The sequence below is a fragment of the Micromonospora sp. NPDC003944 genome, from assembly GCF_053605225.1.
Genome location: NZ_JBSGIV010000020.1, coordinates 76,003 through 88,248, shown reverse-complemented (window position 1 = coordinate 88,248; position 12,246 = coordinate 76,003). Strand labels below are relative to the sequence as shown.

5 protein-coding genes are annotated in these 12,246 nt (G+C 69.9%); 2 read left to right on the top strand and 3 right to left on the bottom strand.

Going from position 1 to position 12,246, the window contains the following annotated elements:
* Positions 1 to 165: 165 nt before the first annotated feature.
* Positions 166 to 828 carry a tetratricopeptide repeat protein gene (locus ACWER9_RS12965; RefSeq protein WP_452302011.1) on the bottom strand — a complete coding sequence of 221 codons (663 nt, stop codon included), beginning with the start codon at positions 826 to 828 and terminating at the stop codon, positions 166 to 168.
* 381 nt (positions 829 to 1,209) lie between these two features.
* Between ACWER9_RS12965 and ACWER9_RS12960 the strand changes: the two genes are divergently transcribed.
* Positions 1,210 to 4,350, top strand: coding sequence for a glycosyl hydrolase family 95 catalytic domain-containing protein (locus tag ACWER9_RS12960; RefSeq protein WP_452302010.1), 3,141 nt, complete (start codon positions 1,210 to 1,212; stop codon positions 4,348 to 4,350).
* 77 nt (positions 4,351 to 4,427) lie between these two features.
* Positions 4,428 to 6,557, top strand: a complete 2,130-nt coding sequence (locus tag ACWER9_RS12955) for a ThuA domain-containing protein (protein WP_452302009.1) — start codon at positions 4,428 to 4,430, stop codon at positions 6,555 to 6,557.
* Positions 6,558 to 6,657: 100 nt separating this feature from the next.
* Here the strand turns inward: ACWER9_RS12955 and ACWER9_RS12950 are convergent, their stop codons facing one another.
* Both ACWER9_RS12950 and ACWER9_RS12945 read right to left on the bottom strand, forming a co-directional pair.
* Positions 6,658 to 9,438, bottom strand: a complete 2,781-nt coding sequence (locus ACWER9_RS12950) for a BTAD domain-containing putative transcriptional regulator (protein WP_452302008.1) — start codon at positions 9,436 to 9,438, stop codon at positions 6,658 to 6,660.
* 318 nt (positions 9,439 to 9,756) lie between these two features.
* A complete protein-coding gene (locus ACWER9_RS12945; protein WP_452302007.1) occupies positions 9,757 to 12,225 on the bottom strand; it encodes a M14 family metallopeptidase in 2,469 nt (822 codons plus the stop codon).
* Positions 12,226 to 12,246 lie beyond the last annotated feature (21 nt).

Below are 12,246 nucleotides of genomic sequence, written 5' to 3'. Positions count from 1 at the left end.
CCCTCAATCTATTGATGCAGGACGATCTAATCAACGTGCCTGCCGCGCCGATCTTGCGGTTTCCGTCGTCGACGCGGGCGAGTTGCCCCCTATGCCGGGACAGCAGCTGCAAGATCGCGCAGGAGCGACAGAGCCAGCCCCGGCCACCCGTCCACGGTCGCAGGCTCAGATCTGCGTTCTCGCCTGCTCGATGTGCCGGGCGACGGCATGAGCGCCGTGCGTGCGTGCGATGGCGTGCGCCTCGTCGAGGGTGGCGAGCGCGTCCGCGCGGCGGTCCTGGGCGGCGGCGATGTAGGCCAGCCCGATCATGTTGGAGGCGACGCCCGGCAGCGCCCCGACCTCCCGGCGCAGCCGGGTCGACTCCTCCAGCCGCTCGCGCGCCTCTGCCAGCCGGCCCGCCCCGTGCGCCGCGATACCCAGGTGTCGTAGCGCCTCGGACCAGACAGGCTTGTCGCCGGCCTGCGCCGCAAGTCGGCAGGACCGCTCCAGGTACGGCACGGCGGTCTCGTCGTCGCGCCTGATGAACTGGTGCAGACAACCGATCCAGAACAACGCCTCGGCCTCGCCGCGCGTGTCCCCGAGCGCCCGGTACAGCTCGAGCGCGCGCTCGAACAGCGGCAGTTCGGCGGGATCCTCGGTAGGTGACGAGCCGCCGTCGGTGGGTGCGCTCTGAAAGCGGGCGTGCAGGATCATCCCCCGCGCCAACGCCGCATCGGCCTCGACGGCGCGCAGGCCCTGCTCGGCGTCGGTGAGGCCGCTGGTGTCGCCGCCGAACACCGCCCGCGCATAGGTCTCTCGGGCTTGAACGATCCGATCGTCGGTGCTCACTGTCGCCCCCGCTGGTATCGCCGCAACCTGCCAGGGCGGGCAGTCTAGTCGGCCGAACGCCCTGCCGGCCCGCCCGAACACGGGTGGCGAACTCGCCCGCCCGGGATCGCCACGCGATGCGGCTCCTGCCCGGCACCGTGACCGCGCACCGCTCCTGAGGCGGTGCGGGCGAATCCGAGGGATTGACCCTCACAGACGCCCACGGTTAACTGCACATCAACGATGTGGATCGATGTTCATCGGATCGCCGTCGAGGCGGCACGGTGGCACCGCCCTGCGTCGTCTCGACATCGCCCTCGTTTCGGCGGACGTGGGCACACCGGGGCACTTCCCGGGGTGCGAGACCTGCATCCGCGCGACGATCCAGAGGAGATCGTGTCGATGAAGAGGACGCCGCCGCTACGAATCGCGCTCGCAACCCTGCTCGCCGGTGGCGTCGTCGCCGTCGGGCCGGCTGCGCCGGCGACCGCGGCACCCACGGACGCCGCGTTCGGGACCAGCACCGGGACGTTGAACGTCAACCGGGCCGCCTACCTGGCGAAGCACGACATCGTCTACAACCGCCCGAACACCAACCCCCTGCACGGGCTCACCGTCGGCAACGGCCGCACCGGCGCCATGGTGTGGAACGACAACGGTCTGACCGCCCAGGTCTCCGGTGTCGACCTGGCGCAGCAGTCGACCTACGCCGCCGGGCTGGTCAACCTGTACAGCAACCCGCAGCTCGACACCGGCTACACCAGCTTCCAGCAACGCCTCTCGCTGTACGACGGAACGCTGACCACGAAGTACGACAACAATCGCACCGTCACCGTGCTCGGCGCGCCCAACTCCGAGGTGATGGGCATCCACGTCGAGGACACCCGCCCGGGGGTGAGCAGCGTCGGGCTCGACCTGAGCCTGTGGGACATGAACACCGTCCAGAACATCGCTGACGTCCCCGATCTCAACACCTGGCGTACCGTGTCGACCTTCGCCGACGCCAGCGGCGTCGGGTTGAGCCGTGGGCAGAGCGACGCGAACAACTTCGGGTACACCCTCGCGGCCACCGTCGAGGGGGCTTCGTACACCTCTCAGGTAGTCAACGGCACCCGGGTCCGGCTGACCATCACCCCCACGTCGAGCTACACCGTGTGGTTCACCGCGGCCAGCCGGGTCAACTCGCCAGGGCTGAACTCGGTGACCCAGGCGAAGAACCAGTTGGCGACTGTCAAGAGCACCGGCTACGCCACCACGTTGAACAACTACCGCTCCTGGTGGCACGACTTCTGGGCGAAGTCGTTCGTCCAGTACTCCAACGCGGGCGGCGACGCCGACTACCTGGAGAACGTCTACTACCTGGCGACCTACATGATCGCCGCGGGTGGCTACGGCACCTACCCGCTGCACTTCATCAACGGGGTCTTCCGGGCGACCCAGGACACCTCGAAGTGGAGCAACGGATACTGGTACTGGAACCAACGCGACGTCTACAACTCGTTCCTGGCCAGCAACCACGTCGACCTGATGGCCGGGTTCAACCGGCTCTACAGCCGCAACCTCTCCGCGCTGAAGTCGTACACCACCACCCGGTACGGCAGCGACGGGCTCTGGGTGCCCGAGACGATGGGCTGGGACGGCAACGCCCGCGGCACGATCAACAGCGACTACGTCAACGACACCTACTCGACCGGCACCGAGGCCGCCTACAACATGTACCTGCAGTACCGGTACAGCAACGACGAGACGTACCTGCGCAACACCGCCTACCCCTACATGCGGGAGGCGGTGAAGTTCTACGAGGACATGCTCGACTACGACAGCGCCACCGGCCGGTGGTACATGGCCAGCTCGAACGCCCACGAGACGTACTGGGACGTGCGCAACGCCATCACCGACCTGGCCGCCGTGCGGCTGCTCTTCCCGCTCACGATCCAGGTGAGCCAGCAGCTCGGCCTCGACGCCGGCCTTCGGGCCAACTGGCAGACGATCGTCAACAACCTCGCCCCGTACCAGGTGCAGAACGGCGCGTACCTGCCGCACGACCCACCGATCGCGCAGACCCGCAACAACGAGAACGTGGCGTTGGAGCTCGCCTGGCCCTACGACCAGACCGGCATCGGCTACCCCGACCAGCAGACCGCGATCACCACCTGGAACGTGCGGCCCCACCCGTACGGCAACGTCTGGTCCAACGACCACGTGCACGCGGCCCGCCTCGGCCTCGGCAACCAGGCCTTCCAGGGCATGCGGACGATGCTGCAGAAGTACCAGAACTATCCCAACGGGATGACCAACAACACCAACGGCGTCTTCGAGTACCTCGGCGTGCACCTGACGGCGATGAACGAGTCGTTGCTCCAGTCGTACAACGACAAGATCCGGGTCTTCCCGGCCGCGCCTACCGACGCCAGCTTCGTCGGGAAGTTCACCCTGCTCGCCAAGGACGGGTTCCTGGTCAGCTCGGAGCGCGAGGCCGGCGAGACCAAGTACGTGGGGCTGCGCAGCCAGTACGGCAAGACGGCCCGGGTGGTGAACCCGTGGGGCGGCCAGGAGGTCCGGGTCCGTCGTACCTCGGACAACGCCGTGCTGACCACCACCTCGGCCGCCGAGATCAGCTTCGCCACCGCGGCGAACACGGTGTACGTGGTGGAGCGCACCGCCAAGCCGCTGTCGGCGTACGCGACCACCACGCTCACCGGCACCGCCAACCAGGCCGAGAAGAGCCTGTCCGGCACCGCCTCGACCCTGGGACTCGGCGGCGCCGGCGGTGGTGGTCTGGTCAACGACACGATGCTGACCTACGACGCCAACTGGCACCACACCACCGCCCGGGGGTACGGCGACTACAACGACGACACCCACCACAGCACCACCGTCGGCTCGGCGGCCAGCTACACCTTCACCGGCACCGGGGTGGAGTACCTGTCCGAGCGGTTCAGCGACATGGGCACCGTCGACGTCTACCTGGACAACGTGTTCCAGAGCACCGTCAACCTGAACGTCGCCGGCGCCCGGCAGGCCCAGCAGGTGGTGTTCCGCAGGACCGGGCTGACCAACGGCTCCCACACCATCCGCATCGTCAACCGGACCACGTCCGTGGGAATGGTCGACGCGCTGCGGATCCTCACCGGCAGCACACCGACGACCGGGGCGGTCGCGCTGCGGGCCCAGGCGAACGGCCGCTACGTCAGCGCCACAGGTGCCGGCGCGGGCAACCTGCTCGCGTCCGCGACAAGCGTCGGCAGCACGGAGCAGTTCGACCAGATCGACCTCGGCGGCGGCACCATCGCCCTGCGGGCCCGGGTCAACAACCAGATCGTCTGCGCCGAGAACGCCGGCGCCGACCCGCTGATCGCCAACCGGGCGTCCGCCGGGTCGTGGGAGAGCTTCGCCCTGGTCCGCAACAGCGACGGCTCGGTAAGCCTGCGCGCGACGGTGAACAACAGGTACGTGGTCGCCGAGAACGGCGGGGCCGAGGCGCTGATCGCGAACCGTGAGGCGATCGGCCCCTGGGAGAAGTTCGACCTGATCACCCTCTGACGCCGGAGTCGGCGGGCCCGTGCTGCCCCGCCGACTCCGAGGCTGCCGTGCACGCCCCCTCCCACAAGGAGCCCTCCATGCACAGACGCACCATCAGATCCCTCGCCGCCGCCGTCGTCACCGGGCTCACCCTCGCCGCCGGTGCGGCGACGGTGGCCGCCACCCCGGCCGAGGCCGCACCGCTGGGCAAGGTCCTGGTCTTCTCCAAGACCGCCGGCTTCCGGCACTCCTCGATCCCGAACGGCATCGCCGCCATCCAGCAGCTCGGCGCCGCGAACGGCTTCACCGTCACCGCCACCGAGGACGCGGCCACCTTCACCACCGCCAACCTCGCCCAGTACCAGGCGGTGGTCTTCCTCAGCACCACCGGCGACGTCCTCGACGCCGGCCAGCAGGGCGCGTTCGAGGCGTACATGGCCGCCGGCGGCGGCTTCGTCGGGGTGCACGCCGCCGCCGACACCGAGTACGACTGGCAGTGGTACGGCGGGCTTGTCGGCGGGTACTTCGCCTCGCACCCGGCCACCCAGCAGGCGACCGTACGGGTCGAGGACCGGGCCAACGCCTCGACCGCGCACCTGCCGTCGACCTGGACCCGCACCGACGAGTGGTACAACTACCGGGCCAACCCCCGCTCCGCGGTGAAGGTGCTGGCCAGCCTCGACGAGTCGTCGTACACCGGTGGGTCGATGGGTGGTGACCATCCCATCACCTGGTGCCACAGCTACGGCGGCGGGCGGTCCTGGTACACCGGCCTCGGCCACACCGAGCAGAGCTACAGCGACCCGAACTTCACCCGGATGCTGCTCGGCGGCATCCGGGTGGCGGCCGGGGCGGTGGCGGCCGACTGCCGGCCGGAGACCGGCTACACCCCACTGTTCGACGGCACCCAGGCCAGCCTCGGGCAGTGGCGGCAGGCGGGACCGGGCGGCTTCACCCTTGCCGACGGCACCCTGACGTCGAACGGTGGCATGGGCTTGCTCTGGTACCCGGTGCGCACCTTCGGCAACTACTCGCTCAAGGTCGACTGGATGATGCCTGGCGACGACAACGGTGGGGTCTTCATCGGGTTCCCCGACCCGCAGGGCGACCCGTGGGGCCCGGTCGCCGCCGGTCACGAGATCCAGATCGACGCCACCGACGGCGACCCGACACGCACCACCGGCAGCGTCTACAGCTTCCAGGCACCCAACCAGACCGCCCGCGCGGCGGCGCTCAACCCACCCGGCTCCTGGAACACCTACGAGATCGGCGTGCACGGCCAGCGGGTCGAGATCTGGCTCAACGGAGTGAAGATCAACGACTACGTCAGCAGCCGGGCCATCGCCGACGGCTACATCGGGTTGCAGAACGACGGCGCCGGGATGGACATCAACTACCGCAACGTGCGGATCAGGACCGACGGCCCGAGCGAGCCGCCCGCCACCGACCTGGCCCGGGGCAAGCCGGTCACCGCGTCCAGCGTGGAGCCGGGCAGCACGCACGTGGCGGCCAACGCCGTGGACGGCAGCGCGACCACCCGCTGGGGCAGCGCGTACGCCGACCCGCAGTGGATCACCGTCGACCTGGGGGCCACCTACGCGATCAACCGGGTGCGGCTGTCCTGGGAGACGGCCCACGCGCGGGCCTACCAGGTCCAGCTCTCACCGGACAACGTCACCTGGTCGACGGTGCACACCACGACCACCGGAGACGGCGGCGTTGACGACCTCACGGTCACCGGCACCGGCCGTTACCTGCGGGTGTACGGCACCCAGCGCGCCACCCAGTGGGGTTACTCGCTGTGGGACGTCAACGTCCACGGCACCGCCGCCGGCGGCACCCTGCTCTCCCGGGGCCGGCCGGTCACCGCGTCGAGCGTGGAGCCGGGCAGCACGCACGCGGCGGCCAACGCCGTGGACGGCAGCGCGACCACCCGCTGGGGCAGCGCGTACGCCGACCCGCAATGGATCACCGTGGACCTCGGCGCGTCCCGCACCCTCGACCGGGTCCGGCTGACCTGGGAGGCGGCGTACGCGCGGGCGTACCAGATCCAGGTCTCCCCGGACAACGTCACCTGGTCACCCGCGTACACCACCACCACGGGCGACGGCGGTGTGGACGACGTCGCCGTCTCGGCCACCGGCCGCTACCTGCGGGTGAACGGCACCCAGCGGGCGCTGCCCGCGTACGGATACTCGCTGTGGGAGCTGGAGGTGCACGGCAGCTGATCCCCCATCGGGTCCGCCGTCGAACCGCCCCCTCCGGCGACGGCGGACCACCCCCAGGGCAGCCGGTGCGGCTGGCGTCCCCCGGCCGCGCCGGCTGCCCCTAGGTGTTCTGTCCAGAGATGTTGTCGGACAGCAGCTCCGACAGCCGGGCCCGCATCTCGTCGAGGCGCCGGTCGCCCAGACGTTCGAGGATGGTGACCGCTTCGTGCAGAGCCGCGACGGCGGCCGGGATGTCGCGACGGGCCGCGGCGACGTCGGAGCAGCCGTGCAGCGCCCACGCCTCCAGCATCCGGTCGCCGCTGCTGCGGGCGAGACGGACGGCGTCGCCGTAGTGGTGATCGGCCAGGTCGACGTCGCCGAGGAGGAACCGCAGTCGACCCAGGTTGACGTGGACGCTCGCCGACAACCAGGCCCGGTCGTCGGAACGCTCGGCGGCCGCCAACGCCGACATGTAGGCGTCGAGCGCCTCCTGTCGACGGTCGGCGCGGCGGTGCAGATAGCCGAGGTTGAGTTCGGCCTTGAACAGGAGGTCGGGGTCGTCCAGGCTGGCCGCGAGCTGCCGTGCCCGCAACAACGGTGGCAGCGCTTCATCGAGGGCTCCGCTGTCGGCGAGCATCGCACCCAGGCTCGCCTCCACGTCGGCTCTGCCGGCATCGTCGCCGTTCCGCCCGAAGAGCGTGCTGGCGCGGTGGTAGGCGGCGGTAGCTTCGACTCGCTGCAGCAGCAGGCTGTGCGCCACGCCCAGGCTCGCGTACAGCGTCGCCTCACCGATGCTGCTGCCGGCCCGGGTGGCAGCCCGGATACCGTGCTCGGTAACAGTGATCCAGGTGCCGCGGGGAGCCCGGCGTTGCAGCCAACCCCGCATGTTCGCGGCGAGCAACCACACGAGATCGGGATGCGTCGCACCGAATGTGGCGATCATCGCGATGATGGTGTCCGCCTCCGCGTCCGCCCAGGCGACAGCAGCGGCGGTGTCGGCCAGGTCCGGCAGGAAGAGCGGACGCGATTCGGTCGCCGCGTCACCGCCCGCCCCGCCCACTGTCGGGCGGATGTGTTGCTGTGCCGCGTCTGTCGCCCGCGCGTACCAGCGGAGTACCTGCCGTTCCGCGTTGGCGCGATCGGCGGGGGTGTCGTCGCGCTGCCCCTGCTCCCGTGCGAAGAGATGGGTCAACTGGTGAAGGCTGATCCGGTCGTCGGCGTCGACGGTGACGAGGTTGGCCGCGGCGAGCTGCCGGATCAGGCCGGCGAGGACGGACGCAGAGGTGATGCCACCGAGTGCGGCGGCCGCGCCGGGTGGCACGGTGTGCACGTCCAGCAGCCCGAGACGCCGCAACAGTCGACGTTCCGGTGCTGCCAGGCGCCGGTACGACACCGCGATGACGGCGGTAACGTTGACGTCGCCGTCCGTGGTGGTCAGCCGGGCGAGTCGGGTGCGCTCGTCGTGCAGGGCGCCGACGAGGACGTCCGGGCTGGTCCCCAGCCGCAGGTGGGCTCCCACGATCCGGATGGCCAGCGGCATCCCGTGACACAGCTCCACCAGGCTGCGGATGTCGTCGGTCGCGGGGCCGGTGAGCCCGGCGGTCGCCCGTAGCAGCCGGGTGGCCGGCTCGACCGGCAGCGGCGAGAGCACCAGCAGGTGGGTGCCCTCGCGGGCGACGAGCCCGTCAAGTCGGTTGCGGCTGATGATCACCAGCAGGCTTGGACCGTCGCCGGGGATGAACGGCCGGGCCTGTTGGGCGCTGCCCACGTTGTCCAGGACCATCAGCACCGCCCGACCGGACAGCAACGACCGCAGTCGTGCCGCGAGAGCGTCTGCCTCCCGTGGCACCTCGTCAGGCGCGATGCCGAGATCCACGAGGGCGCGGGCCAACGGCACCGACACCGGAACGTCGTTGTCGAGGTCGAGGTAGAGCTGCCCGTCGGGGAAGCTCCGCCGGTGTCGGTGGGCCCACTGCGTGACCAGGGCCGTCTTGCCCATGCCGCCGGCACCCGTGACGATCACCGAACCCGCGAGCCGCTGACCGCTGTCGCCGTGCACGACGTCGAGCGCCGCCAGCTCGTCCTGGCGACCCACGAAGTTGCTGGGCGGGGCGGGCAGCTGGGCCGGCCGGACGGTGACCGGAGCGGCGGACGACGTCGCCGCCGGCGCGGGACCACGCAGGATCGCGGTGTACAGCTGCTGTAGACGGACCCCCGGGTCCGCGCCGAGTTCGTCGGCGAGGATCCGCCTCGTCCGCTCGTAGACGCTCAGCGCCTCGGCGCGGCGGTCGCTGCGGACGAGCGCCAGCATCAGTTGCGCCTGAAGGCGCTCGCGCAGCGTGTTCGCCGAGGCCACCGCGGACAGTTCGGCGCACAGCTCGCGGTGCAGCCCAAGGCTGAGCTCGATGTCGACGCAGCGCTCGTACGCGCTGAGCCGTCGCTCGCCCAGGTGGTCGGCGGCGCCTCGCACCTGATCGGTGTCGGCCGTGCCCTGGTAGGCGTCCGGTGCCCGCCACAGCCGCAGCGCGGCCCGGTAGCCCTCGCGCGCCTCGGCGAGCCGACCTCCCGCCTCGTCCCGGCTGGCCGCGTCGACAAGCGTGACGAAGTCGCCGGCGTCGAGCTGGTGCCCGTCCAGCCTCATTCGATAGCCACCGGTCGTGCGGACGATCGAGCCGGTGCCCACCGTGCGGCGCAGATGGTGGACGACGACGCGCAGCGCCACCTGCTTGCTCTCGCTCGCGTCGCGACCCCACAGGGCCTCCCGCAACGTGCCGTCGGTGACGGTGTGTCCGCCGGCCACGAGGAGACAGGCAAGCACCACCTCGTGTTGGCGTCTGCCGACCGGCACCACTGATCCGGACGCGTCGACGGCCCGCAGTGGCCCCAGGACTTCGAACCGCATGATCCCTTTCCAGGACGACGCACCCGCCTGATCATCAATCAACGGCAGGGATCGTTGCACCCCTTCGGCAAAACCGGAAGGGCGCCCACACGTGCCAGCCATCAGTCGTCCAACGCCCAGCCAACATCCTCCTGGGAGACTGCAGATCGGTCAGGGTTCGACGGAGGGAGGTCCGGCAACTCATTGGCGCCAAACGGGGATACGCGACTACGGCGAGCGAGGGGTACCGGCACGTTCGGGGTCGCGTGTGGCGCGAGCGAACTTGCCCCGTCGGCGCGGATGGACCGCACCGACGGGGCAACGATCACCGCAGTGGCACTACCTCTTGACGATTCTGATCGTCGCGGTGCGGTAGTTGTTGCGCCTGTCGTTCGTCGTCGGGTCGTAGTTCTTCTCGATGTTGCCGGCGCTGTCGACCGAGAACCAGCGGAACGTGGTCGTCTCGGTCACGTGGAACACCTGCCCCGGCTCACGGAACTCGGTCGCCGCGTAGCGGGGTGAGTCGAGCGTGGGTCGGCTGCCGTCGGTCGTGTAGTAGATGGTCGCCGGCTCGTCGGTCTCGAAGCGCACGTCGACCGGCCCGGTGTAGCGCCCCGCGCCCGGCACCAGCCGGGACGTCGGGTTCTTCTTGTCCCGGCCCCAGTCCGCCGCGACCCGGAACATCTCCATGATCCCGTTGGCGTACTCCATTGTCTCGGCGTGGCCACTGACGAGCTCGGGGTTCCCCGCCCACTCCGGCTGGAACGAACCGCCCTGCCAGTCGCCGGTGGCCGGGTTGTAGACGGAGCCGCCGACCTCCCAGCCGAACGCGTAGATCCCGTAGGTGTGGTAGAGGTCCTCGCGTACGTTGCCCGCCGAGGAGTAGAGGACGTCGGACGAGCCGCCGACGTTCTCCGGCGTGACGACGGTTTCCCGGTGCGCCTTGACCTGCGACAGGATCCGGGCGGCGGACTGCCAGTAGAACGCCTCGTCACCAAGCGGCGGGCGCGGCGTGGTGATCCGGCCGTCCGCGATGTACGCGCCGGGCTGCCAGAACAGCTGACCGCCGTTGGAGTGCACCGACATCATGAACTTGATGTTCCGGTACTTCTCGACCAGCCAGATGATGTTCTTCGCCTCGGGCTCGGACAGTTCCTCCGGCCCCTGGTAGGTGTCGCTGACACAACTCGTCGACGCGCCCGCGTAGCCGTCGTGCCCCGACCCGACCCGGTAGTTCCGGTTCAAGTCGACACCCCAGGAGTTGCGCCGGCCCGGGTCGGCGTTCGCGTCCGGGCAGTGGTTGGTCAGGTTCCGGCGCTGGGAGGCGAAGTTGTAGAAGCTGTAGTTCGCCCCGTCGGGGTTGTTCGACAGGATGAAGAAGACATCGGTGTTCTCGACGATCTTCTTCGTCTCCCGGTCGGACCGGTAGTTGTGCACCAGACGCTCGGCGGACTCCAGGCTCGTCGTCGCCGGCACCCACTCCCGGGCGTGGTCCTGGGCCTGAATGAGGACACCGGGCTTCTTCCCGTCACGGTGCTTGCCGATCCGCAGGACCGGGATCGTGACCGGTCCGCGCGGCACCTCCCCCGCCGGCGCTCCGGCCCGCTTCTGGTCGAGGAAGTCGGTGAGCGCGACAGGCCCAGCCGTCGGCGCGACGATCCCGGTGCCCTCGTTGGTGCGGTACGGGTGCGCCCGCTCGATGAGGCCAGCAGACCCGGTCTTCAGTGCCTGCGCCACCTCTGCGGCGGTGCTCGCCGGCGCACCGGAGGCGTCCGTGGCGAGCAGGACGCGGACCGCCGCACCGTTGACCTCCACCGTCAGCGGAAGATCGGGGTCGGGCCGGTCCACGAAGTCCACGGTGATCTCGTTGCCGCCCTGGTGACCCCACGCCGCGGAGGTGACCACGACAGCGGCCTGCCCCGTGCCACCGATCTGGGCCTGCGCCTTGCGCTGGTATCCGTTCGTCTGGTTCGGCAGGTAGACGATCTCGGCAATGTCCGGGTACTGCCGGGCGATCTCCTTGGCACGACTGTAGAGCTGCTGCGGGTGCCGGTAGCCGTCCACGAAGTCCGACTTGTAGGACGGGTTCGCCGTCAGCGGCGGCGGGGCGTCCTCCAACCAGTTGGAGACGACGCCGGTCGCGACGCCACCTGTGGAACTCGTCAGCTTGATCTTGTTGGGGCGTACGTCGAGCTTGAACAGGTTCCGGTGGAACATGTACTGCCCGGAGTCGACGAACCGGCTCATCGTCCGGGCGAAGCCGAACGGCGTGCCCCTCCCAGAGTCGTTCTCCACCTGCATCCCGACGATCGGGTCCTCCTGCTGCCCCTCGGTCGTCCGTGCCTCGACATAGAGGAAGCCCTGACCCTTGGTGGTGAACCAGTCGGCCCGGACGACGCGTACCGTCGCCTCGTGGTTCGCCGGCTGGGCCGCCCGCGCGCCGGCTGCGCCGACACCCAGACCGCCGTCGGCCTCGTCGCTCCAGGCGAAGCCGGCGTGGTCGCCGAGCACGTCGACGCCCATCGCTCTGAGGTCGGTGACCTGCTCGGCGGTCACCACCGCCTCGCCCTCGATGCCGTTCGGCACGCGCCGCAGGCCATGTTCGAGGTCGAAGCCGGCGGCCGTGACCCGATCCAGCATGTCGGCGCCGGTCAGTCTGATCTGAACGAGGCGTACCGGATCAGGACTCTTGAGGACGGCGGTGGACGGCTGCGGCGGGTCCGCGCCCGCCGGGCCGGTCGCCACGAGGATGCTACCCACCAGGGTGGACAGCGCGAGAAGCGCGATGCGTCGCTGTGTACGCCGCATTCCCCCTCCTTCTGCTTACGA

What these genes read in the sequence shown, in the direction of transcription:
- ACWER9_RS12960 (WP_452302010.1), top strand. Translation starts at nt 1,210, where the DNA reads ATGAAGAGGACGCCGCCGCTACGAATCGCGCTCGCAACCCTGCTCGCC.
- ACWER9_RS12955 (WP_452302009.1), top strand. Translation starts at nt 4,428, where the DNA reads ATGCACAGACGCACCATCAGATCCCTCGCCGCCGCCGTCGTCACCGGG.
- ACWER9_RS12950 (WP_452302008.1), bottom strand. Translation starts at nt 9,438, where the DNA reads ATGCGGTTCGAAGTCCTGGGGCCACTGCGGGCCGTCGACGCGTCCGGA.
- ACWER9_RS12945 (WP_452302007.1), bottom strand. Translation starts at nt 12,225, where the DNA reads ATGCGGCGTACACAGCGACGCATCGCGCTTCTCGCGCTGTCCACCCTG.